Here is a 23,069-nt window from a genome sequence, read left to right as displayed (position 1 = left end):
CTCCTTAGAGAACCAAGTGCTCTGATTTGACCCGCACCATCATGCCGGTCTGCAGTTGGACCTGTACATCGTCCTTGGTTACTTCCTTGATGGTTGCCGGAACCGGGAATTTACCCATAACGACGCGCACATCCTGGCCCACTTTCAGCGTAGCGGCATCCACTTTAACCAGCGGAGCGTCAGCGACCGGTGCCTTGGCGGCAGCTTTCGGCTTGGCAGCTACATCAGCTTTCTCGGTTTTGCGCACAGCAGGACGACGGGGCTTCTTGGCCTTCTCATCCTTCTCTTTGGTATTGGTACGACGGCTGGCGAATACGCGCTCTTTGCTCTCTTTCAGAGCTTGCTTGGCGTGCTCGATGTGCTCTTCGGTCAGCAGCTCGCCCGGGTTGCCATCCAGATCAACGCGAGCCTGGCCAGCTTTGAGACCGTGCAGGTAGCGCCAGCTGGAGGTGTATTGACGCAGTGCGGAACGCAGCATGGTCTTGGAGACTCTGGCATCGTCAGCAAGACGCTCGGCCAAATCCTGGAAGATGCCAATCTTGAGCGGCTTGGCCTCTCCTTCAGCAACGAAGCAGGCCGGGAATTTCTCGACCAGGTAGGCAACGATCTCTTTACTGTTCTTCAGCTTCTCAGTGTTTTCCATGTATAACCTTGGCTTTCATATAAACGCACGGGCACGTCCCGAGCACAACAAAGGCCCCATTATAGAGAGCTTGGGGCCTTTTGCGAACCATCTAGCAATGACTTAGAGCATGCTTTCCAAAATTTGCACCGTTTCTTCGAGGCCAATCCGGTCTTGCTGGTCGAAACGGTTAAAAATCGGACTGTCGATATCGAGCACCCCGATGATCTCGCCACCACTGCGCACCGGGATCACGATTTCCGAGTTGCTCGCGCCATCGCAAGCGATGTGACCGTCGAACTGGTGGACATCGTCAATGAGCTGGGTTCTCCCCTCTGCCACTGCCGTACCACACACCCCGCGGCCGACCGGGATCCGCACGCAGGCCGGTTTGCCCTGAAATGGCCCCAATACAAGGGTCTCGCCCTGCAACAGATAAAAACCGACCCAGTTGATCTCCGCCAGCTCCTGATTCAGCAGCGCGGAGAGGTTGGCCAGATTGGCAATCAGATCGGTTTCCCCCTCCAGCAGCGCCTTGGCCTGCTGGTTGAGGGTGCGATAAAACGGTTGTTTTTCAATCATGATTAAATGAACTTCACTCCCTGATGGTTTGGGGAAGGTAACGCCTGGCCGGGAAATTTCAAATATTTTTTCCACTCCCCACCTCTTGCGCCGTTATTCCCGGGCAACGGAAAGCGCCAATTGCTGGCGTTGACCATTACTCCACTCGATATTTAACAACCAGATCATGACGGGTGATGTACAGCTCCCCACCTGGGTTACCCCCTGCCACTGTCCGTCTATTTGCTCAAAACTCACCGGGATGGTGCCCATAAACATATCTTTGCCTTCGAGTGTCGCTTTCACCGGCTTGATGGCCGGATCGCCGCCGGTAATAGCGATGGCAAAGTCATGTTCAGCACGCAGCGGTAACTCCTTGATGGCGATCGTCAGCGGCTTGTCACCAATCAGCGCGCTGCAAGGGGTGTGGGAAAGATCACAAATCTGATCTTTTTTCTGGTCAGCAGAGACGCTGTTATCGGCCGAAAACCAGGTGCGATAGGCCATCAGCGCCAATAACAGCGCCAATACCAGTACGAGGTGCAAAACTTTACGTGCGGTAAGTCTCTCTTTCATCAAAAACAGCCCGATTAAGATGCAATTAAAATAGTTTTTTGTGATCTCGAACAAGGTAAAAAACTGCCATATCGAGACCGGACGGAGCCAAATATATCACTGTTTATACTGTTATTTTACCTGTCACTTCAGTATCATTCCCATGCAGTTTTCATTTAGCCATCTTTTGCTTTTCCTTTCGTTAACAGATGTTAACAACTGGTCGGCGGTGGCTGATGAAGCCAGTCCGGTCCTCCGGATACAAAACCAAACAACAGCAGCATCGGAAGCGGAATATAACGATGAGCCATACAACTAACCATCCTGAGTACAACTACACCGTTGTTCGCCAGTTTACCGTCATGACGATTGTCTGGGGAATTGTCGGCATGTCGGTTGGCGTACTGATCGCAGCCCAGTTGATCTGGCCTGCCCTCAACTTCGAGACCCCGTGGCTGACTTACAGTCGTCTGCGGCCCCTCCATACCAACGCAGTGATCTTCGCCTTCGGCGTCAGTGCACTGATGGCCACCTCGTTTTACGTGGTGCAGCGCACCTGCCAAACCAGACTGTTTGGTGGCCCGCTGGCAACCTTCGTCTTCTGGGGCTGGCAAGCGATCATCCTCTCTGCCGCCATCTCTCTGCCGCTGGGTTACACCTCCGCCAAAGAGTATGCCGAGCTGGAGTGGCCGATTGATATCGCCATCACTGTGGTATGGGTCGCCTATGCCATCGTCTTCTTCGGCACCCTGATGAAGCGCACTACCTCCCACATCTATGTGGCGAACTGGTTCTTCGGCGCCTTCATCATCACCGTTGCGGTGCTGCACATTGTCAACAACATGGAAGTGCCCCTCTCCGGCATGAAGTCCTACTCCATGTACTCCGGCGCCATGGACGCCATGGTGCAGTGGTGGTATGGCCACAACGCGGTAGGCTTCCTGCTGACCGCCGGCTTCCTGGGGATGATGTACTACTTCGTGCCCAAGCAGGCCGGTCGTCCGGTTTACTCCTATCGCCTCTCCATCGTGCACTTCTGGGCGTTGATCTCCCTCTATATCTGGGCCGGTCCGCATCACCTGCACTACACCGCACTGCCTGACTGGGCCCAGTCACTGGGCATGGTGATGTCCCTGATCCTGTTCGTACCCTCCTGGGGCGGTATGATCAACGGCATCATGACTCTCTCCGGTGCCTGGCACAAACTGCGTTATGACCCCATCCTGCGCTTCCTGATCGTCTCCCTCTCTTTCTACGGCATGTCGACCTTCGAAGGCCCGATGATGGCGATCAAAACCGTCAACGCCCTCTCCCACTACACCGACTGGACCGTTGGTCACGTGCACTCCGGTGCGCTGGGCTGGGTTGCCATGGTCTCCATCGGTGCGGTCTATCACCTGATCCCGAACCTGTTCGGTCAGGGCCGGATGTACAGCGTCAAGCTGATCAACGTTCACTTCTGGCTGGCGACCGTGGGCACCGTGCTCTACATCGTTGCCATGTGGATTTCCGGCGTGATGCAGGGCCTGATGTGGCGTGCAGTCAACGAAGACGGCACCCTGACCTACAGCTTCGTTGAAGCGCTGCAGGCATCCTATCCCTTCTATTTCGTGCGCTTCCTGGGAGGCTGCTTCTTCGTCACCGGCATGTTGCTGATGGCTTACAACGCCTATCGCACCATCACTGCGCCCAAAGGTTCTCTGGAACCTGTCGCCCAGCCAGCATGATTGAAGAGGTCAACCCATGAGCAACAATAACCGTCACGAAATATTTGAAAAAAGCGTTCCCATGCTGGTGGTCGGCATCATCTTCGCCATCAGTCTGGGGGGCCTGGTTGAAATCACTCCGCTGTTCTTCCAAAAGCAAACCACCGAGCCGGTGGAGGGCCTCAAGCCCTACACCGCTCTGCAGATGGAAGGACGCGACATCTTCATTCGCGAAGGCTGCACCAACTGCCACAGCCAGATGATCCGTCCGTTCCGTGCCGAAACCGAGCGTTACGGTCACTACTCGGTCGCAGGCGAGAGCGTCTGGGAACACCCCTTCCTGTGGGGCTCCAAGCGTACTGGTCCGGATCTGGCCCGTGTCGGTGGCCGCTACTCCGACGAGTGGCACAAGGTTCACCTGATCAACCCGCGCGATGTGGTACCGGAATCCAACATGCCCGCCTACCCCTGGCTTGATACCAATGTGCTGACCGGTGAGATGACGGCCAAGAAGCTGGCGCTGTTCCGCGATCACTTCGGTGTGCCCTATACCGATGCCGATATTCAGGGTGCGGGCGAAGCCGTCAAGGGCAAAACCGAGCTGGATGCGCTGGTGGCCTATCTGCAATCACTGGGTCATGCCCTGAAATAAGGAGGCGAAAATGGACTACGGCACATTTCGCGGTCTGTATACCCTGCTGTTGATGGCCATCATGATTGGCATCATCGTCTGGGCCTACAGCAAACGCCGCAAGACCTCTTTCGACGAGGCTGCCAATCTGGTTTTTGCCGATGATGAGCAACCCGGTGCTGATAAAAAGAACGCAGGAGCGAAACAATAATGAGCACTCTGTTTAGCATTTTTGTGACTGTCATCAGTCTGGGAACCATCCTCGGCTGCTTCTTGCTGCTGATGTGGTGCCGCAAGGACAAGATGGGTGTTGAAGAAGGCAAATCGATGGGACACTCCTTCGATGGCATCGAGGAGATCAACAACCCGCTGCCGAAGTGGTGGACTTACATGTTCCTCTTCTTCATCGTCACCGGTCTGGTCTATCTGATCGCCTTCCCGGGGCTTGGCAACTTCAAAGGCCTGCTGGGCTGGCAAAGTTCCAACCAGGACGTGCGCTCGCTGGCCGAGTCCAAGGCTGCAACCGAATCGGCCAAGGCTGAAGGTCGCGCGGTGGAGTATGACCGTGAGGTCGCCAAGGCTGACGAGATCTACGGCGCCAAGTTCCGTGAACTCACCTATGAAGCGGATGGCAAAACCTATCGTGCCATTACCGAAATCGCCAAGGATCCGGAAGCCCTGAAAGTGGGTCAGCGTCTGTTCCTGCAGAACTGCTCCCAGTGCCACGGATCCGATGCCCGCGGTGGCCGCGGCTTCCCGAACCTGACCGACAGCGAATGGCAATGGGGCGGCCAGCCAGATCAAATCAAGACCACCATCATGGGCGGTCGTCAGGGGATCATGGCTGCCTGGGGTGAAATCCTCGGCAAAGATGGCGTTCAGGAAGTGGCCTCCTATGTGCTGAGCCTCTCCGGTCGCAAGGTCGACTTGGTGGAAGCGAAGAAAGGTGAAGCACGCTTTGCCATCTGCGCTGCCTGCCACGGGGCTGATGCCAAGGGCGGTGTTGCCGTCGGAGCGCCAGATCTGACCAACAACACCTGGCTCTACGGTGGCTCCCGCGAAGTGGTGGTACAAACCATCACCCACGGTCGTCACGGTGTGATGCCAGCCTGGAAAGACATTCTGGGTGAGGACAAGGTTCACCTGCTGGCCTCCTACGTTTACAGCCTGTCTCATCAACAGTCTGCCAAATAAGGTTCGCCCGTAACGTTGTAACATGTGATAAACACGTGATTACACAGCAAAAAGCCTCGACTCCTCGAGGCTTTTTGTTATCTTGTGTTGCGTAAAAACCATCTTCCACGTTAATCATTCGTTTCATGGCAGTAGCAATCATGACCCAACCTCTATCCAAACCGTGGTATCGCCAATTCTGGCCCTGGTTTATCATCGCCCTCCCCACTGCCGCTGTTGTCGGCAGCATCGCCACCGCCATCATCGCCAGCAAGGATGGGGTCAATCTAGTGGCCGAGGACTATTACAAACAAGGGAAAGAGATCAATCAGGACTTGAGCAAGTTTGACCGCTCCGAAGCCCTCAATATCCGCTTTGGGCTGGAGGTTGACGGCAACGAACTGACCCTCAAACCCATCAGCGGTGACATTCCTGCCGGGCAAGCTCTCTATCTCTCATTGTTTCACCCGACCTTGGCCGGTCAGGACAGCGAACACATGATCACCGCCGATGCGAGCGGCACCTATCGCCTCCATTTCGACAAGCCGCTGGTCGGCAAGTGGCACATTCGGGTCGATGCCTTTGATCACCAGTGGCGATTGCAAGAGACCGTCCAGCTGCCTACCCTGGCCCCTGTCGAACTCGACCCGAAAGGACGCTAAGCCATGACCGGCTGTTCTCACTGTGGCGAGCCGGTGCTCGCCACCGCCCCTGCTGCTTGCATTCTGCATTCAGGGAGGCATAACGCATGACCCCCTGCTTTCACTGTGGCGAGCCGGTACCCGCCAATAGTGGCTATGCCCTCGAGATAAAGGGGATTGTTCGCCCCATGTGCTGCCCCGGTTGTCAGGCTGTGGCTGAAACCATCATGGAGTGCGGCCTCGCCAGTTACTACGATCACCGCACCGCCCCCGGTACCAAGGGGGATCTGGTACCCGAGGAGCTGGCCGCCCTCACCCACTACGATCTGGCAGAAGTGCAACAGGATTTTGTCACCGACAGCGGTACCCTTCGCGAAATCCAGCTGACAGTAGAAGGGCTCACCTGCGCCGCCTGTGCCTGGTTGATCGAACGCCACCTGATGACCCTGACGGGCCTGCGCTACATCAACGTCAACACCACCACCCATCGGGCCCGCATCAAGTGGGATCCGGACCAGCTTTCCCTGAGCGACATTCTCAAGGGATTCGCCCAGATCGGCTATCGCGCCTACCCGTTCCAGACCCATCAACAGGAGGCGCTCTACGCCAAAGAGGTGCGCAGCTATATGTTCCGGCTGGCACTGGCGGGGCTGGGCTCGATGCAGGTGATGATGTGCGCCGTGGCCCTCTACATGGATCTCTTCATCAGCGTTGAAGATGAGTTCATGGTCTACTTCAAGTGGATAAGCCTGCTGCTCTCAACCCCCATCATGATCTACTCGGCCCAGCCCTTTTACGTGGGTGCCTGGCGCAGCCTGAAACAGGGTCACCTGTCGATGGATGTGTCGGTGTCGCTGGCGCTGATCGGGGCTTTTATCGCCTCCATGTGGGCCACCGTGTTCAATACCGGTGAGGTCTATTACGACTCCATCACCATGTTCGTCTTCTTCCTGCTGCTGGGGCGCTTTCTCGAGTTGCGGGCCCGGCGCAAGGCGTCGGAGTCGAGCTCCAACCTGGCCAGACTGGTGCCCATCATGGCGACCCGCATCGATGATGAAGGGGAACATGAGGTAGCGGCCAAGACCTTGCAGGTCGGCGATCGGGTACGTGTGCTGGCTGGCGCCACCTTGCCGGCGGACGGCATCATTGTCGAAGGACAAGCCAGCATCAACGAATCCATGCTGACCGGTGAACAGCTGCCCCTGCTCAAACAGCGCGGTGATCAGGTCTATGCCGGCACCATCAACACGGATGCACCGCTGCAGATCCGGGTCAGCCACCGTATTGAAGAGTCGCGGATCGCCCAGATCATGCGGCTGCAGGATCACGCCCTCGATGATAAACCGGCCATCGCCCAGATGGCGGATCAGCTGTCGCGCCACTTTATTCTGGTGCTGCTGATCATTGCCGCCGCGGTCTGGACTTTCTGGCACTTCCATCAACCGGATCAGGCGTTCTGGGTCACCCTCGCCGTGCTGGTGGCCACCTGCCCCTGTGCTCTGTCGCTGGCCACCCCGACGGCGCTAACCTCGGCCACCGCCAATCTGACCCGCAACGGCATTCTGCTGCGCCGTGGTCATGTGCTGGACTTGCTGACCAAGGCCAACCGGATCGTGATGGACAAGACTGGCACCCTGACCACAGGTGAGATCAGTCTGACAGGCACCACCATCTTGGCAGAGATGGACGAGACGCAATGCCTCGCCATCGCCCGGGCCATGGAGGCGCAATCCGAACACCCCATTGCCCGCGCCTTCCGGCTGCCCGCCGACAGTATCAGTGTGCTGCCATCCGCCCGCGAGATCACCCCGGTCATCGGTCACGGCATCACAGCGCTGGTGAATGGCGTACGCTACCGCATCGGCAGTGCCCGCTGGCTTGGGCTGGATCCGGCGCAAGAACGCGGCCGCGGTCTGGCTATCTATCTGGCCGACGAGCAGCAGGTCTTGGCCCGCTTCAATCTGGAAGATACCCTGCGCCCCGATGCCAGGGCGCTGATCGCGGCATTCAAGGCAGCAGGTCTGCAAACTACCGTGCTGACTGGCGACAGCTCTTTGCAGGCAGACGAGATTGCCCGCGAGCTGGGCGTGGATGAGCTGGTCAAGGGGGTCTCGCCCGATGGCAAGCTGGCCTACCTCAAGGCCCGGGAAGCACAAGGGGATGTCAGCATCATGGTGGGCGATGGCATCAACGACGCGCCGGTACTGGCTGGCGCTCACGCCTCGTTTGCCATGGCCGGTGGCACCGATCTGGCGAAAAACAGCGCCGATGCCATCCTGCTGGCCGATGACCTGAGCCGACTGCTCGAGGCAAGAGTGCTGGCAATGCGTACCCGCAAGATCATCATCGAGAACTTCGCCTGGTCCATCGGTTACAACCTGCTGGTGCTGCCGCTGGCAGCCTGCGGCTGGCTCCCCCCCTATCTAGCGGCGGCGGGCATGTCGCTCAGTTCACTCATCGTGGTAACCAACTCGATGCGCCTCAACCGATGAGGCTGGTGGTGGAAAATAGCTGAAAATGTGGCCTGCCTCCGATGCAGGCCACATTTCTAATTGATAGCGGCTGGCCCTCTGCCCGAACAGGGTTACCATAGGGGACGCTTGCCAAGGATGAACGCCAAGGTACCTCTCATGAATATAATTTTTGTCCTGATCCCCATCGCCATCCTGTTTGTGATCATCGCCGGGGTCCTCTTCTTCTGGGCCATTCGCTCCGAGCAGTTTGAAGATCTCGACCGGCAGGGTTCCAACATCCTGTTTGACGAAGAACAACCTGCCCACAAACCCGCAAAGCCTGCTGACCATGACTCACAACCTTGATCTGGCCGGCGCCCTGCTGGTCGGACTGGCAGGCTCTGCACACTGTATCGGCATGTGCGGTGGCGTCTCCGCCGCGCTCTCCATGGCGATCCCCGCCAACAAGCAGCATTTTTGGGGACGACTCGCCTATCTGCTCAACTACAACCTCGGTCGGATCCTGAGCTATGTCATCGCAGGTGCACTGGTGGGTGGCCTGCTCGCCACCACCAGCGAGCTGGGCGCTGGCAAACACGCTATTGCCGGCTTGCGCCTGGTAGCGGCGTTATTGATGATTGCGCTTGGCCTTTATCTGGCGGGCTGGTGGCAAGGGATCTTGCTACTTGAGCGGCTCGGCGCAAGACTTTGGCCCCGTATCAAACCGCTGGCGGGCAAATTTCTCCCCTTCACCTCGCCTTTGCAGGCACTGCCCTTTGGCATGGTGTGGGGTTGGCTGCCTTGCGGGCTGGTCTACTCCATGCTGACTTGGAGCGCGGCGGCCGGTTCGGCCAGTGGCGGTGCGCTCATCATGCTCTTTTTTGGTCTCGGCACCCTGCCCACCCTGTTTGCGTTGGGCGGGCTTGCCGATCGCCTGAGATACTGGCTCACCCTGCGCAGTTTGCGCCTTGGCGGTGCCCTGCTGCTCATTTTGTTCGGGGTACATACCTTCTGGATTGGCATTGCTTCCTTTTGAAACCCTATCCAAAACGGATGAGTTGATGGTAAACTTGTTTGATATAAATCAATTATTCGTATGAGCCTATGATCCCGGAAAAGAAACCTGGCAGACGTATCCAGAGCGGTGGCTGTGCAATTCATTGCCAGGATTGCAGCATCAGTCAGCTCTGTATCCCTTTCACTCTGAACGACAACGAGCTTGATCAGCTGGACAGCATCATCGAGCGCAAGAAGCCGATCCAGAAGGGTGAAGAGCTGTTTAAGGCTGGCGATGAGTTCAAATCGCTCTATGCCATCCGTTCCGGGACCATCAAGTCTTACACCATCACCGAGCAAGGGGATGAGCAGATCACTGCGTTCCACCTGGCTGGCGATCTGGTCGGGTTTGATGCCATCAACAAGCAGGCACACCCCTCCTTCGCCCAGGCGCTGGAAACAGCCATGGTGTGCGAGATCCCCTTTGAAGTGCTGGATGATCTCTCCGGCAAGATGCCCAAACTGCGCCAGCAGATCATGCGTCTGATGAGCAGCGAAATTATGGGCGATCAGGAGATGATCCTGCTGCTCTCCAAGAAAAATGCCGAAGAGCGCCTCGCCGCCTTCCTGCACAATCTGTCGGTACGCTTCTCCGAACGCGGCTTCTCCGCCAAGGAGTTCCGTCTCTCCATGACCCGTGGTGACATTGGCAACTATCTGGGACTGACCGTCGAGACCATCAGTCGTCTGCTCGGCCGTTTCCAGAAGTCCGGTCTCATCAGCGTTAAAGGCAAATACATTACCGTGCTGGATCAGGTCGCCCTTGGCATGATGGCCGGTGCAACTCGCCCGCCCTGCGGCTGATTTTTCCGCTTACCCTCCCCCTTTTCTCCTGCTTTCCCTGCCGGATCCTTTCCTCTGGAATGTGATCCGGTCCGTTCCCCATCCCCTCCTCCTGCGCTAAGCTGTAATGGCTAAGATTCTGCTGTCATTGGACTTTTCCAAGGAGGAGAAGATGGTCAAATATCAGAATATTCTGGTGGTTATCAATCCAGAAGAGGAGCGTCAAATCGCCCTCGAACGGGCAGTCAAAGTCGCCGAGCTGGACGAAAACGCCCATCTGACCCTGCTGCTCACCATCTATGACTTCTCGTATGAAATGACCGCCATGCTCTCGGTGGACGAGCGGCAAGAGATGCGCGACGGCGTCATTTCACAGCGACGTGAGTGGCTGGACGAGATCCTGACCCCCTATCGGGCACAGGGGATCGAGTGCGAAGTGAAAGTGGTCTGGCACAATCGCCCCTTCGAGTGTGTCATTCAGGAAGTGCTGGAGCAGCGCCACGATCTGGTGGTCAAAGCCACTCACCATCACAGCTTCCTGCAAACCTTCATCTTTACTCCCACCGACTGGCACCTGCTGCGCAAATGCCCCTGTCCGGTGCTGCTGGTCAAAGAGGGTCACTGGCAACGGGGCGGCAACATCATCGCCGCCATCAACTGCTCAAGCGACGATCCGGATCAGAAACTGCTCAACGAACGGATCACCCAGGAGGGGAGTGACATCGCCGAGCTGCTGGGCTCCAACCTCTATCTGGTCAACACCTACCCGGGCACCCCGGTCAACGTGGCTATCGAGCTGCCGGAGTTTGATCCCAACGCCTACAACGAAGCGATCCGCAAGCACCACGAAAGCCTGCTGCTCAGCCATGCCGACAAGTTCGGGATCGGTCATCTCTGGACCCGGGTAGCTGAAGGACTACCGGAAGAGGTGTTGCCGGATATGGCCGAAGAGCTCAAGGCGACCCTGATGATCATGGGCTGCGTCGGCCGTACCGGGCTTTCTGCTGCTCTGCTCGGCAATACCGCCGAACATGTGATTGACCGCCTCTCCTGCGACATCCTGATCCTCAAACCGGCGGACTACAGCTGCCCGGTCGACAGCCGTCGCAATCAATCATAAGGTGCCTGGCACCTTGCCCTCCCCCGGGACATGGCTATAATAACGCGCTTATTTGTGTCCCGGGTTTTACGAGCATGCTAGAAGAGCTGAACGCCAAAGAAAAATACAGTTTCAACAAACTGCAAAAGCGCCTGCGGCGCAACGTGGGTCAGGCCATTGCCGACTTCAACATGATTGAAGAGGGCGACAAGGTCATGGTCTGCCTCTCCGGCGGCAAGGACAGCTTCGGTATGCTCAACATACTGATGAGCCTCAAAGCCAGCGCCCCCATCCATTTCGATCTGGTTGCCGTCAACCTGGATCAGAAGCAGCCCGGCTTCCCCGAGCATGTGCTGCCCGAGTATCTGGATTCCCTCGGTATCGAGTACAAGATCGTCGAGGAAGATACCTACTCCATCGTCAAGGAGAAGGTACCGGAAGGCAAAACCACCTGCTCCCTCTGCTCACGGCTGCGCCGCGGTATTCTCTACCGCACCGCCCAAGAGCTGGGTTGCACCAAGATTGCCCTTGGCCACCACCGCGACGACATCCTCGAGACCCTGTTCCTCAACATGTTCTACGGTGGCAAGCTCAAGTCCATGCCGCCCAAGCTGGTGAGCGACGATGGCAAGAACGTGGTGATCCGCCCGCTGGCCTACTGCAAAGAGAAGGATCTGATCCGCTACGCCGACGTCAAAGCCTTCCCCATCATTCCGTGTAACCTGTGCGGCTCGCAAGAGAACCTGCAGCGTCAGGCCATCAAGCAGATGATGCAGGATTGGGATCGCCGCTTCCCCGGTCGTATCGAGACCATGTTCACCGCCATTCAGGACGTGATCCCGAGCCACCTGCTCGATCACAAGCTGTTTGACTTCAAGAGCATCAACCGCTACTCCGGCATCATCGATGGTGGCGACAAGGCGTTTGATCCGCCCGAGATGCCAAAGGCGCCGCTGCTGGACATCGACGAGATGGACATGCTGGATGTGATTGAAGTGCGCTAAGCCGCCGTCACAGGGCAAACGCCACGCAATAAAAAAGGAGCGATCATCGCTCCTTTTTGCTTTCTTGATCTGCCTGTTACCAACGTGACAACACCATCGGCATCAGCCCTTGTGCAACCAGGGGGTCAGTCGCAACACGTCACCCTGCAGGCGCAGTTGCCCGGCAGCGAACGCGGCCAGTTGCTCATTGCTCAGCAGCAGGTGGCCTTCCTGCCAGGGCAGCGCCTCCTGACGGGCGCCATCAATCAGATAAGCAGTGCCGCTCTGCTGCACCAGGGTAATGCGTACCCCTTCCATCTTCGGCAGGAAGTGCTTGCCGACCATGCCCGCCATCTTGTCGAGCAACGACTGCATCTGCTGCTGACGGGCCGCCAACTCCGCCAGCGGCAGCTCGGGGCCATTTGGTGCGTCGGCCATCACCTGTACCGTCATATCGCATGTGGCGTGCTCTTCTTTCAGGCCGACGGTCACGATCCCCTTGTCGAGGTTGAGATCCTCATCAAAAGGCAGGCGCAGTTCGCTATCGACCGTTACCTCTCCTGCGACCTCCTTGCTGTCGGTTGCAACCCGGGCAAAGGTGAGGCCACAGCGCTGACCATTTTGCGGATCGGTCAGATAAAACCCCAGTCTGGCGTGACCAAACTCCCCTTTGGCAAAGGTCTTCATCTGGCTGTAAAAGGTGCTGTATTGCAGATCCAGCACCGGCTCAGCCAGCGCCAGCCCTGGCAGCAATAGCGTTGCCAGCAGGCTCTGGCGCACAGCCTTGGTCACTCCATATCGACGGGTCATTCAACGTCCTTTTGCATCATGCATTGAAATGGTTGGGGCCTTCTGTCACCTCGTTAACCTCTACCCCCACCCCGCAGAGATCCCGATAGAGGATCCCCTTGCAGTTGAAATAGAGCGGTGCCACCCAGATAAGCCCCAACCCCATGGGGATCAGAGCCAGGAAGAAGAGCGCGGTCATCACGCCGTGGAACAGCACAATGCTGGGCCAGCCGCGCGCAAAGAGCTTGAGAGAAACCAGAATGGCCTGGGGCGGCGTCAAGCCACGCTCCAGCACCAGTGGGACGGTAAAGAGCAGCCCCATGCCGATCAGGGCCGAGGGAATGAAAGAGAGTACGGCGGGCAATCCCAGCAGATCGAATAGCGGGCCAAACAGGCTGGTGAGCAGACTGCCAAGCAGGCTCAACATGCCGAGGCGTACAAAGTGGCGGAAGAAGTCGAACACCTGGTTAGCGCGGGCGCGCACCCCGACCGACTGCTGCAACCCCAGCATATCGAGGGAGCTGGTCATGGGGGCCATCACCACCGTCATCAGCAGGCTCAGCACCATGGCCACATTCATCTGGCTATCATCCCCCAGATAGGGCAACAGCAGCACATTGCTGAGCAGGATCCAGATCGCCGTCACCCCGACAATCGCCAGCAGCAGGCCAAATCCGGTACGGCGGGTCTGTTGCCATCCCTCCTGGATGACCCCTTTCAGATCAAGGCGGTAGCCCTGGTTCAGAGACTGCTCAAGGGAGCCGCCAATACGCATTTTATTACTCAATTGACTATCCAATATCGAAAACGACCAAATCAGGTGGCACATTATAGCGATTTGGTCTGCTATTCGTAGCCGTTTTTCCTGCGCACTTGCGGCTAATTCGGGCCAAAAAGCCTTTGATTTCATGGATTGGCTGCATAGAATGCGGCCCTCTTTCAACACGATGGCCACTGGCTGGGGTGAGACTGGCGGATGATGAACAATCCACAGGTAATTGTTGCGCTGAACAAGATCAGCAAAAAATACGATGGCAAGGTGATCCTGAGTGACCTTGACCTTGAAATCTATGACGGTGAATTTCTTACCCTGCTGGGCCCTTCCGGCTGTGGCAAGACCACCCTGCTGCGCCTGCTGGCCGGGCTCGAATCGGTCGACGGTGGCTCCATCCATCTGGCCGGTGACGAGATCACCCATATCCCCGCCGAACGCAGGCACATCAACACCGTGTTCCAGAGCTATGCGCTCTTCCCTCATATGACGGTGTTTGAAAACGTCGCCTTTGGCCTCGAGATGCAGAAAGTACCGGCCAGCGAGATCCGCCAGCGGGTCGAGGAGACCCTCGCCATGGTGCAGCTCACCGAGCTGGCCAACCGCCGCCCGGATCAGCTCTCCGGCGGCCAGCAACAACGGGTCGCCATCGCCCGCGCCGTGGTCAACAAGCCCCGCCTGCTGCTGCTCGACGAATCCCTCTCGGCGCTCGACTACAAGCTGCGCAAACAGATGCAGAGCGAGCTCAAGGCGCTGCAACGTCGCCTTGGCATCACCTTTGTCTTCGTTACCCATGATCAGGAAGAGGCGCTCACCATGTCTGATCGCATCCTGGTGATGGAAGGCGGCAAGATAATCCAGCGCGGCACCCCGCGCGATATCTACGAATCGCCAGCCAACCTGTTCGTGGCCCGCTTTATCGGCGAGATCAACGTGATGGATGGCAAGCTGATCAGCCAGCGCGAGCCCGGCATCTGGCAGGCCGAGGTAGAGGGGCGCGAGTGCCTGCTTCATACCACCTTGCCGTTCCAGCCAGACGACAAGGTGCTGGTGTTGCTGCGCCCGGAAGATCTGCGCATTCTCGATCAGGATGACGATCAAAGTGGCGCGCTGCGGGGCAACATCCGCGAGCGCAACTATAAGGGGGCGACGCTGGATTCGGTGATCGCGTTAGAGAGCGGAAAACAGCTGCTTATCTCCGAGTTCTTCGACGAAGATGACCCCGATTTTGACTACCGTCTCGGTCAGGAGGTGGCGATCCACTGGGTTGACAGCTGGGAGGTGGTGTTGCCCTATGAGCCTCACTAATCTGCGGGTACCGCACAGCTTTGCCCACAACGGCTTTCGCAACACGGCCATCGCGCTGATCCTCGGCTGGCTGACGCTGTTTGTCTTCCTGCCCAACCTGATGATCATCGGCGTCAGCTTCCTCACCCGGGATGAGTCCGAACTTATCGCGCCGCTCTTTACCCTGAGCAACTATGGCCGCCTGCTGGACCCCCTCTATTTCGAAGTGCTGCTCCACTCCCTCTGGCTGGCGCTGCTCGCTACAAGCATCTGCTTGCTGGTGGGTTACCCCTTTGCCTGGCTGCTGGCCCATCTGCCAGCGCGTATCCGCCCGCTGCTGCTGTTTCTGGTGGTGGTGCCGTTCTGGACCAACTCTCTCATTCGTACCTATGCGCTGAAAGTGCTGCTCGGTACCCGGGGGCTGATCAATGGCTGGCTGCTGGATCTGGGGCTCATCGAGCGGCCGCTGCAGATGATGTATACCGAGGTGGCCGTCATCATCGGGCTGGTCTATGTGCTGCTCCCCTTTATGGTGCTGCCGCTCTACTCCAGCATCGAGAAGCTGGATGGCCGTTTGCTGGAGGCGGCGCGTGATCTTGGCGCCAACGGCTGGCAGCGGCTGGTGCGGATCATTCTGCCCCTCACCCTGCCCGGCATCATCGCCGGTTGTCTACTGGTGTTCCTGCCCGCCATGGGGATGTTCTATGTCTCCGACTTGCTGGGGGGCGCCAAGCACCTGCTGATCGGCAACCTGATCAAGACCCAGTTCCTCAACAGCCGTGACTGGCCCTTTGGTGCGGCCATCAGCGTGATGCTGACGGTGCTGATGGCGCTGTTGGTCTACTGCTACTGGCGGGCAGGCAAGCTATTGAGCAAGAAGGGGGAGCTGGCATGATGCGCGCACTGAAAGCTCTGTTCCTGCTGCTGGTGTTTGGCTATCTCTATGTGCCCATCGGGGTGCTGATCGCCAACTCCTTCAACCTGTCGAAATATGGCATCGACTGGCGCGGCTTTACCCTGGGCTGGTATGAAAAGCTGTTTGCCAGCGCCAGTCTGATGCAGGCGGCCCAGCACTCCCTGACCATCGCCGCCCTCACCGCCACCGCGGCCACCCTGATCGGCACCCTCACCGCCGTGGCGCTGTTTCGCTACCGTTTTCGCGGTAAGCAGTACGTGAGCGGCATGCTGTTTGTGGTGATGATGTCCCCCGATATCGTGATGGCCATTTCGCTGCTGACCCTGTTTGTGGTGACCGGCATTGCGCTCGGCTTCTGGTCGCTGCTGATCGCCCACATCACCTTCTGTCTGCCGTTCGTGGTGATCACCGTCTACTCGCGGCTGTGCGGTTTTGATGTGCGGATGCTGGAGGCAGCGCGGGACCTGGGGGCTGGCGAGTGGATCATCCTGCGCCGCATCATACTGCCGCTGGCGCTGCCGGCGGTGATGGCGGGCTGGCTGCTCTCCTTTACCCTGTCGCTGGACGACGTGGTAGTGAGCTCCTTTGTTACCGGCCCGGCCTACGAGATCCTGCCGCTCAAGATCTACTCCATGGTCAAGGTGGGGGTATCCCCCGAGGTCAACGCCCTGGCCACCCTGATGCTGGTCGCCTCCCTCGGGATGGTGCTGCTGGCGCAACTGTTACTGCGTAAACGGCAGGGTTGACCCTGCTCGTTTCGTCCCCGCCATCTTTGGCGAACTCTGTCACGGTGGGCCGCAAGGCCCCATAACCCCAAGGAGTTGTTGATGACAATCCAACACAAGGCCGGCGCCCTGCTGGCAGCCGCCCTCACCCTCACGACCCCGCTGCTGAGCCAGAGCGCTCACGCGGCCGACGACAAGGTGGTCTACTTCTACAACTGGTCGGAATATGTGCCGGACGGCCTGCTGGAGCAGTTCCAGCAAGAGACCGGTATCAAGGTGATCTACTCCACCTACGAATCCAACGAGACCCTCTACGCCAAGCTGAAAACCCATGGCGACGGCTATGACGTGGTGGTGCCCAGCACCTACTTCATCTCGAAAATGGCCAAAGAGGGAATGCTGCAACCGCTGGATCGCGCCCAGCTGCCCAACTTCAAGCACCTCGACCCCACCCTGCTCAACCACGAGTACGACCCGGACAACCGCTACTCCATCCCCTATATCTGGGGCGCAACCGGCATCGGCACCAACACTGACATCATCGAGCAGCCGGTCACCAGCTGGAAGCAACTCTGGGCACCGGAGTGGAAAGAGAGCCTGCTGCTGATGGACGATGCCCGCGAGGTGTTCCATATCTCGCTGGTGCAGCTGGGTTACAGCCCCAACACCCAGGACAAGGCGCAAATTGCCGAAGCCTTCGAATACCTGAAAAAGCTGATGCCCAACGTCAAGGCGTTCAACTCCGACAACCCGGCCGACCCCTTTATCGCCGGTGAGGTCAATATCGGTATGCTGTGGAACGGCTCGGCCTACGGCGCCCAGCGCGAATACCCCTCCATCCAGATGACCTACCCCGAAGAGGGTGCGGTACTCTGGATGGATAACCTCGCCATCCCGGCCAAGGCCAAGCATGTCAAAGAGGCCCACGCCCTGATCAACTTCCTGATGCGCCCCGATGTGGCCGCCAAGGTGGCCGAGGCGATTGGCTACCCCACCCCGGTCAAGGATGCCATTCCCCTGCTCACCCCGGCGTTTCGCAACAACCCCATGGTCTTCCCGAGCGACGAGATCAAGCGCAAGGGCGAATTCCAGTCCGATGTGGGTGATGCCTCCCGCCTCTACGAGCAGTACTTCCTGCAGCTGAAAGCCATGGTGGCCAAGGCCGGTTAAGTCGGCGGTTAATCAGCCCTGACGGGATTAATGGATTAAGGGGGCAATATTTGCCCCCTTCTCTTTTTATCCACCAGCACGGTTTCTCGGCGCAATAGTCTTTAACACCGAGAGGCACGGGGAACCTCGATTCAAGGCAACATATATGAACAGCAACCGTCCTCTCAAACAGCCAGCTTCAAAGCCGATTTGAAGGGGGGTATGGTGATGATTGTGGTAAATATGGCCATCTTGATCAGATTCAGAGTTGCCCCATTGTGGGAGTACGGGAAAAATAAACGAGTTTATAAGCAATGGCTGTACAGTATTATCGAAACCGCGAACGTCCGATTACACTTCGCTAATCGAACATACGACCCTGTATCATCGCTATGATTCATGGGTTCTAAGGTGTATCTCGCCCAATTTAAGATATGTAAAGCAAGGTATAGTAGACAGTCGAGTCCAATTGATGGTATTATTTATTACCATTACCCATCCAATCACCATTATATTACAGAGTAAATATGAGTGTTGAAAGATTAGTCTTATCTAGTGAGGGACAAGAATTTTTATTATCAATATCGCCCGACTGGCCTATGATAATGATTACGGGATTAATAGGTATAGGTAGTATATTTACGTCTATAGCAGTAGGTCGTATAAGTAAACAAAATCAACAATCACAAAATTTAGCTAAAAAGGCAGAACTGCGACAAGCTTGGATAACAGAGTTGAGAGAACATATTTCTCAGTTCGTAAGTCTAGCCTCAACAATCAGAGTGAGGCGCAATATCGACAATCAGTTTTCATCTAGTGAGGCGTTTTATGAGTATCACTCACAGTTAATTACATCAAGAACTAGAATACACCTAATGCTAGATGCCAATAAAGAATATACTGAAATCATTAAATCCCTTATTCATGATCTTTATAATGAAGCTGTTATGAAAGATGGCGTTGCAAAAAATGTCGGGGCATACCGAAAAGCGCTTGAAGAACAGTCTCAAAAAATTTTAGAAAAAGCATGGTCAGATATTAAGTCAGAACTAACATAATATGCATCAAGCAGAACAGTGATCTACTCATTTAAAAAACATTGTATTTAAAAGAGTATTAATATCAAAAGTTTTTATTTTAACCATGAAGCTAATGGCCTTGAACGATAGGCTTCAGGTATGACGAGTAACAAGGCGGCCAACGCCGATTAATTCTGCGCTTTTTCATTACCCCTGTGGGGTGTAGATTGGTTGTGGGGGCAAACGTTGCCCCCTCTCTTTTTTCATGACCCCTCGAGGTATCACGAAAACACGTTTTTCGCCGATATCGCGGGTGGCCTGAGCCAATCAGGAGTATTCATGTCCGATCTGACCCTCTATTTCGCTCCCGGCACTTGTGCCATGGCCGTGCAGATTGCCCTGCTGGAAGCGAATGCCCCGTTCCAACCCCGTCTCGTCAACCTCGCCGCAGGGGAGCAACGTGACCCTGCGTATCTTGCCATCAACCCCAAAGGGCGGGTGCCTGCCCTTGTCACCGAGCAGGGCACACTGACCGAGACCCCGGCCCTGCTGCTCTATGTGGCGCAGCGCTTCCCCGCAGCCAAGCTGGCGCCGCTGGACAATCCGTTCCTGCTGGCCCGCATGCAGGAGGTCAACAGCTTCCTCGCCTCCACTGTGCATGTCTCCCACGCCCACGGTCGCCGTGGCAGCCGCTGGGCCGATGACGAGCAGGCCATTGCCGCCATGCAGCAGAAAGTCGCCAGCAATATGCGCGATGGCTTTGCCCAGATTGAGCAGCACTATCTGGCAGGCCCCTGGGTGCTGGGCGAGCAGTTCAGCGTGGCGGATATCTATCTGTTCGTGGTCGCGGGCTGGCTGAAAAGCGATGGGGTCGAGATCGGTGAATTCCCCAAGGTTGCCGACCATTATCAGCGCATGCTGAGCCGTCCGGCGGTCGCCAAGGCACTGGCCAACTAACCATAAAATCAATAGCTCGATAAATAACAAGGGTGTCAGGGCTCTGCTGACACCCTTCCTGCCGCCTCCCCTGCACTTCTTCTCCCGCCTTTGAGATCGTTTTCACATTTCCGTGGTTTTGCCGTGGCCCTTCCCCGGTAAAAAGCCTATCTTTGCGCCATGACGCAACCGGTTGCGTAACCGGTTGCCTAGCGGTTCACAGATTGACGGGCCAAGGCCTGATGAGGTGCTGTATGAAACGAGGCGTACTGCTCAATGCTCCCCTGAGTGCTCTGGTGGCACAGATGGGCCACACCGACGAGATCACCGTCTGCGATGCAGGCTTGCCCATTCCGGCAGGTCCGGAGCGGATCGATCTGGCGCTGATGGCGGGGACGCCCAGCCTTGCAACCGTACTGACTGCCCTGCTTACCGATCTGGTGGTGGAGAAAGCGATCATGGCAAGCGAGATCAAGCAGATCAGCCCCGCCGCCCATCAGGCGCTGGTCGATCAGCTTGAGGCTCACGCAGCCGCCCAGGGCAAGCCCATCGCCATCGAATACTGCCTGCATGAGGAGTTCAAAACCCGCTCCCGCCAGAGCAAGGCGATCGTGCGCAGCGGCGAGGTGACTCCCTACGCCAACCTGATCCTCTGCGCCGGTGTGGCGTTCTGACATTCTTCAAAGAAGGCCTCTTCAAGGAAGCTGCAAATGAGCACAACCTCCCCCATCTCACCCATTCTGGAGCTGACCGGGATCGTCAAGACCTTCCCCGGTGTGCGCGCCCTCGACGAAGCGGGTCTGCGGGTCTATCCGGGCCAGGTGATGGCCCTGCTCGGTGAAAATGGCGCCGGCAAATCCACCCTGATGAAGGTGCTGACCGGTATCTATCAGGCCGATGCGGGCAGCGTCAGTTACCGCGGCCAACCGGTCCACTTCAAGGGCCCCCGCGACTCTCAGGATCAGGGGATCAGCATCATCCACCAGGAGCTGAACCTGCTGCCGGAGTTGTCGATTGCCGCCAACATCTTCCTCGGTCGCGAACCGCGCACCCGTTTTGGCAGCATCGACCACAAACAACTGCGCGAGCGGGCGAGCGGCCTGCTGGCACGACTTGGGGTCAAACACGGGCCGGATTCCCGACTCGGGGATCTCTCCATCGGCGAACAGCAGATGGTGGAGATCGCCAAGGCGCTGTCGTTCGATGCCAGCGTCATCATCATGGACGAGCCGACCGATGCGCTGACCGATACCGAGACCGAGCAGCTGTTCAAGGTTATCCGCGAGCTGCGTGAGCAAGGTTGCGGCATCGTCTATATCTCCCACCGCCTCAAAGAGATCTTCGAGATCTGCGATCGGGTCACCGTGCTGCGGGACGGCAAGTGGATTGGCGAGAAGGCGGTGAGCGATCTGGATGAAGACAAGATCATCGAGATGATGGTGGGTCGCCGGCTGGAAGAGCAGTATCCGCGACTTGAGCGCGAGCTTGGCCCCGTCAGCCTGCAGGTGAAAGATCTGGCCGGTCCCGGCGTGCGCGGGGTGAGTTTCTCCCTGCGTCAGGGGGAAATTCTGGGCTTTAGCGGCCTGATGGGCTCCGGCCGTACCGAGCTGATGAAGCTGATCTACGGTGCCAGCCCTGTCAGCAGCGGTGAAATCACGGTAGATGGCCACGCGCTGGTGCCAACCAGTCCGGCCGATGGCCTGGCCGCCGGTATCGCCTATATCTCCGAAGATCGCAAAGGCGATGGGCTGGTGCTGGAGCTGTCGGTGCGGGAGAACATGAGTCTCTGCGCCCTCGACGAGTTCATCAGCAACGGCAAGATTGACGGCAAGGCCGAGCGACAGGCGGTGAGTGACTATGTGCGCCTGTTCAACATCAAGACCCCGAGTCAGGATCAGCTGATCAAGCTGCTCTCCGGCGGCAACCAGCAGAAGGTGGCCATCGCCAAGGGGCTGTTGACCCGGCCCAAGGTGCTGATCCTCGACGAGCCGACCCGCGGCGTCGACGTGGGGGCGAAAAAGGAAATTTATCAGCTGATCAACCAGTTCAAGAAGGAGAGGATGAGCATCATTCTGGTCTCCTCCGAGATGCCGGAAGTGCTCGGTATGAGTGATCGCATCATGGTGATGCACGAAGGGCGCATCAGCGCAGAGTTCAACACCCGCGATGCCAATCAGGAGAAGCTGATGGCGGCGGCAGTCGGTAAACAGTGGCAAGCAGAGCAAGAGGCATCCCAATGACAACCCAAACCCTTTCCCGCCGTGGCGTCATGAGCAAGGCGTGGTGGATCGAGAACAAATCCCTGGTCGCGCTGCTGGTCCTGATTGGTGTGGTCTCCTTTCTGAGCCCCAACTTCTTCACCGCCGACAACCTGCTCAACATCCTGCGCCAGACCTCGGTCAACGCCATCATGGCAGTCGGTATGACGCTGGTTATTCTCACCGCCGGTATCGATCTGTCGGTCGGCTCGGTACTGGCCCTGTGCGGTGCGCTGGCCGCCACCATGGTCGCCATGGAGCTGCCCATCTGGCTGGTGGTGCCCCTCACTCTGGGTGCCGGTGCCCTGCTGGGCGGCGTCAGCGGCCTCATCATTGCCAAGGGCAAGGTGCAGGCATTTATCGCTACCCTGGTCACCATGACCGCCCTGCGTGGTATCACCATGGTCTATACCGAGGGTCGCCCCATCTCCACCGGTTTCAGTGACGGCGCCGATCACTTCGCCTGGCTCGGTACCGGTTACCTGTTCGGTCTGCCGGTGCCCATCTGGCTGATGGCTATCGTCTTCCTGCTCGCCTGGTTCATGCTCAACCACACCCGTCTGGGTCGCTACATCTACGCGCTGGGTGGCAACGAATCGGCTACCCGCCTCTCCGGTATCAATGTGGATCGGGTGAAGCTGGCGGTGTATGGTCTGTGCGGCGCGCTCTCGGCACTGGCAGGGCTTATCGTTACCTCTCGCCTCTCCTCTGCCCAGCCCACTGCGGGCATGGGTTATGAGCTGGATGCCATCGCTGCGGTGGTGCTGGGTGGTACCAGCCTGATGGGCGGCAAGGGCCGCATCATGGGGACCCTGATCGGTGCCCTGATCATCGGCTTCCTGAACAACGCCCTCAACCTGCTCGATGTATCGTCCTATTACCAGATGATCGCCAAGGCCAGCGTGATCTTGCTTGCCGTGATGATCGATAACAAAAGCAATCGTTAATAACGTAC

25 protein-coding genes are annotated in these 23,069 nt (G+C 57.5%); 20 read left to right on the top strand and 5 right to left on the bottom strand.

Annotation, left to right across the window (positions count from 1 at the left end; genetic code table 11):
- Positions 1 to 4: 4 nt before the first annotated feature.
- From proQ to ACTG1K_RS13405, 3 genes are all read right to left on the bottom strand, one after another.
- Positions 5 to 643 (bottom strand): RNA chaperone ProQ, encoded by a 639-nt coding sequence (proQ, locus tag ACTG1K_RS13415; protein WP_005351923.1) that lies wholly within the window; start codon positions 641 to 643, stop codon positions 5 to 7.
- Between the two features lie 102 nt (positions 644 to 745).
- On the bottom strand, positions 746 to 1,204 hold the full coding sequence (locus tag ACTG1K_RS13410; RefSeq protein ID WP_279496215.1) for a GAF domain-containing protein: 459 nt from the start codon (positions 1,202 to 1,204) through the stop codon (positions 746 to 748).
- A 93-nt stretch (positions 1,205 to 1,297) separates the two neighbouring features.
- Positions 1,298 to 1,759, bottom strand: a complete 462-nt coding sequence (locus tag ACTG1K_RS13405; RefSeq protein ID WP_139477031.1) for a hypothetical protein — start codon at positions 1,757 to 1,759, stop codon at positions 1,298 to 1,300.
- 281 nt (positions 1,760 to 2,040) lie between these two features.
- Between ACTG1K_RS13405 and ccoN the strand changes: the two genes are divergently transcribed.
- From ccoN to ttcA, 11 genes are all read left to right on the top strand, one after another.
- Positions 2,041 to 3,465 (top strand): cytochrome-c oxidase, cbb3-type subunit I, encoded by a 1,425-nt coding sequence (gene ccoN, locus ACTG1K_RS13400; RefSeq protein WP_005336616.1) that lies wholly within the window; start codon positions 2,041 to 2,043, stop codon positions 3,463 to 3,465.
- Between the two features lie 16 nt (positions 3,466 to 3,481).
- Entirely contained in the window at positions 3,482 to 4,096 is a 615-nt protein-coding gene (gene ccoO, locus ACTG1K_RS13395) for a cytochrome-c oxidase, cbb3-type subunit II (RefSeq protein ID WP_005336618.1), read from the top strand.
- 10 nt (positions 4,097 to 4,106) lie between these two features.
- Complete coding sequence (locus tag ACTG1K_RS13390; RefSeq protein ID WP_005336620.1) at positions 4,107 to 4,286, top strand: CcoQ/FixQ family Cbb3-type cytochrome c oxidase assembly chaperone; 180 nt, start codon at positions 4,107 to 4,109, stop codon at positions 4,284 to 4,286.
- Positions 4,286 to 5,269, top strand: coding sequence for a cytochrome-c oxidase, cbb3-type subunit III (gene ccoP / locus ACTG1K_RS13385; protein ID WP_019446377.1), 984 nt, complete (start codon positions 4,286 to 4,288; stop codon positions 5,267 to 5,269). The genes ACTG1K_RS13390 and ccoP overlap by 1 nt, the downstream gene beginning before the upstream one ends.
- A gap of 140 nt (positions 5,270 to 5,409) precedes the next feature.
- Positions 5,410 to 5,910 (top strand): FixH family protein, encoded by a 501-nt coding sequence (locus tag ACTG1K_RS13380; RefSeq protein WP_005345427.1) that lies wholly within the window; start codon positions 5,410 to 5,412, stop codon positions 5,908 to 5,910.
- 86 nt (positions 5,911 to 5,996) lie between these two features.
- Positions 5,997 to 8,381 carry a heavy metal translocating P-type ATPase gene (locus ACTG1K_RS13375; RefSeq protein WP_440005694.1) on the top strand — a complete coding sequence of 795 codons (2,385 nt, stop codon included), beginning with the start codon at positions 5,997 to 5,999 and terminating at the stop codon, positions 8,379 to 8,381.
- Positions 8,382 to 8,519: 138 nt separating this feature from the next.
- Entirely contained in the window at positions 8,520 to 8,708 is a 189-nt protein-coding gene (gene ccoS, locus ACTG1K_RS13370) for a cbb3-type cytochrome oxidase assembly protein CcoS (protein ID WP_440005692.1), read from the top strand.
- Complete coding sequence (locus tag ACTG1K_RS13365) at positions 8,692 to 9,378, top strand: sulfite exporter TauE/SafE family protein (RefSeq protein ID WP_058057692.1); 687 nt, start codon at positions 8,692 to 8,694, stop codon at positions 9,376 to 9,378. Before ccoS ends, ACTG1K_RS13365 begins: the two co-directional genes overlap by 17 nt.
- Positions 9,379 to 9,446: 68 nt before the next feature.
- Entirely contained in the window at positions 9,447 to 10,202 is a 756-nt protein-coding gene (locus ACTG1K_RS13360) for an FNR family transcription factor (RefSeq protein ID WP_005351934.1), read from the top strand.
- A 151-nt stretch (positions 10,203 to 10,353) separates the two neighbouring features.
- Entirely contained in the window at positions 10,354 to 11,301 is a 948-nt protein-coding gene (uspE, locus tag ACTG1K_RS13355; RefSeq protein WP_005345417.1) for a universal stress protein UspE, read from the top strand.
- Positions 11,302 to 11,375: 74 nt separating this feature from the next.
- Positions 11,376 to 12,284 carry a tRNA 2-thiocytidine(32) synthetase TtcA gene (gene ttcA / locus ACTG1K_RS13350; RefSeq protein ID WP_440005690.1) on the top strand — a complete coding sequence of 303 codons (909 nt, stop codon included), beginning with the start codon at positions 11,376 to 11,378 and terminating at the stop codon, positions 12,282 to 12,284.
- A gap of 102 nt (positions 12,285 to 12,386) precedes the next feature.
- On the opposite strand, the gene ACTG1K_RS13345 is transcribed toward ttcA, so the two are convergent.
- Together ACTG1K_RS13345 and ACTG1K_RS13340 are read right to left on the bottom strand one after the other, a co-directional pair.
- A complete protein-coding gene (locus ACTG1K_RS13345) occupies positions 12,387 to 13,073 on the bottom strand; it encodes a DUF2987 domain-containing protein (RefSeq protein ID WP_179903886.1) in 687 nt (228 codons plus the stop codon).
- A 16-nt stretch (positions 13,074 to 13,089) separates the two neighbouring features.
- A complete protein-coding gene (locus tag ACTG1K_RS13340; protein WP_005351939.1) occupies positions 13,090 to 13,827 on the bottom strand; it encodes a hypothetical protein in 738 nt (245 codons plus the stop codon).
- A gap of 201 nt (positions 13,828 to 14,028) precedes the next feature.
- Between ACTG1K_RS13340 and potA the strand changes: the two genes are divergently transcribed.
- From potA to rbsC, 9 genes are all read left to right on the top strand, one after another.
- Complete coding sequence (gene potA / locus ACTG1K_RS13335) at positions 14,029 to 15,132, top strand: spermidine/putrescine ABC transporter ATP-binding protein PotA (protein WP_440005688.1); 1,104 nt, start codon at positions 14,029 to 14,031, stop codon at positions 15,130 to 15,132.
- Positions 15,119 to 16,006, top strand: coding sequence for a spermidine/putrescine ABC transporter permease PotB (gene potB, locus ACTG1K_RS13330; RefSeq protein WP_193860264.1), 888 nt, complete (start codon positions 15,119 to 15,121; stop codon positions 16,004 to 16,006). The genes potA and potB overlap by 14 nt, the downstream gene beginning before the upstream one ends.
- The gene (gene potC, locus ACTG1K_RS13325; RefSeq protein WP_005336644.1) at positions 16,003 to 16,773 is read left to right on the top strand and encodes a spermidine/putrescine ABC transporter permease PotC; all 771 of its coding nucleotides are present in this window, start codon (positions 16,003 to 16,005) and stop codon (positions 16,771 to 16,773) included. Before potB ends, potC begins: the two co-directional genes overlap by 4 nt.
- 81 nt (positions 16,774 to 16,854) lie before the next feature.
- A complete protein-coding gene (locus ACTG1K_RS13320; protein WP_236302606.1) occupies positions 16,855 to 17,922 on the top strand; it encodes an extracellular solute-binding protein in 1,068 nt (355 codons plus the stop codon).
- 506 nt (positions 17,923 to 18,428) lie between these two features.
- Complete coding sequence (locus ACTG1K_RS13315; protein WP_005351942.1) at positions 18,429 to 18,959, top strand: hypothetical protein; 531 nt, start codon at positions 18,429 to 18,431, stop codon at positions 18,957 to 18,959.
- Between the two features lie 300 nt (positions 18,960 to 19,259).
- A complete protein-coding gene (locus ACTG1K_RS13310) occupies positions 19,260 to 19,877 on the top strand; it encodes a glutathione S-transferase family protein (RefSeq protein ID WP_236297172.1) in 618 nt (205 codons plus the stop codon).
- Positions 19,878 to 20,110: 233 nt separating this feature from the next.
- Positions 20,111 to 20,530: a D-ribose pyranase gene (rbsD, locus tag ACTG1K_RS13305; protein ID WP_069527587.1), complete on the top strand. Its 420-nt coding sequence runs from the start codon at positions 20,111 to 20,113 to the stop codon at positions 20,528 to 20,530.
- Positions 20,531 to 20,566: 36 nt separating this feature from the next.
- A complete protein-coding gene (gene rbsA / locus ACTG1K_RS13300) occupies positions 20,567 to 22,096 on the top strand; it encodes a ribose ABC transporter ATP-binding protein RbsA (RefSeq protein WP_440005685.1) in 1,530 nt (509 codons plus the stop codon).
- On the top strand, positions 22,093 to 23,061 hold the full coding sequence (gene rbsC, locus ACTG1K_RS13295; RefSeq protein ID WP_005336670.1) for a ribose ABC transporter permease: 969 nt from the start codon (positions 22,093 to 22,095) through the stop codon (positions 23,059 to 23,061). The genes rbsA and rbsC overlap by 4 nt, the downstream gene beginning before the upstream one ends.
- The last annotated feature ends 8 nt before the right edge of the window (positions 23,062 to 23,069 follow it).

Origin of the sequence: Aeromonas sp. 102P (assembly GCF_051920345.1) — a bacterium.
Classification (GTDB): domain Bacteria; phylum Pseudomonadota; class Gammaproteobacteria; order Enterobacterales; family Aeromonadaceae; genus Aeromonas; species Aeromonas veronii.
This window is presented reverse-complemented; position numbering and strand designations above follow the sequence as displayed.